This is a genomic window from Arthrobacter sp. USHLN218 (genome assembly GCF_037144715.1).
Lineage (GTDB): Bacteria > Actinomycetota > Actinomycetes > Actinomycetales > Micrococcaceae > Crystallibacter.
Window position 1 is genome coordinate 1 of the sequence record NZ_JBBCYT010000031.1, and the last position, 267, is coordinate 267.

The 267-nt window shown below is 65.2% G+C and carries 1 protein-coding gene; it reads right to left on the reverse strand.

Going from position 1 to position 267, the window contains the following annotated elements; all coding sequences use genetic code 11:
- Window positions 1-267: SRPBCC family protein (locus WFH44_RS21385; protein WP_336716665.1), on the reverse strand; the 267-nt coding region annotated here is incomplete at both ends.

Sequence of the window (267 nt, forward strand, 5' to 3'; positions counted from 1 at the left end):
CGTCGGCGAACTCCGGCAGCACCTCGGTCAGCTCCGGGTGGATGGTCGCGCAGTGGTAGCACTCCATGAAGTTCTCGATGATGAGCTTCCAGTTGGCCTTCACGTCGTACCGGATCCGCCGGCCGACCTTCAGGTTCGCCACGTCGTAGCCGTCGACCGCGTGGACGTCGCCCAGGCGCTCCTCGATCGCGCCCATGACGTCTTCTTCGAAGGACGGCGGCTCCTCCGCCAGGCAGACCCAGACATAGCCCAGGTACTCGCGGATGT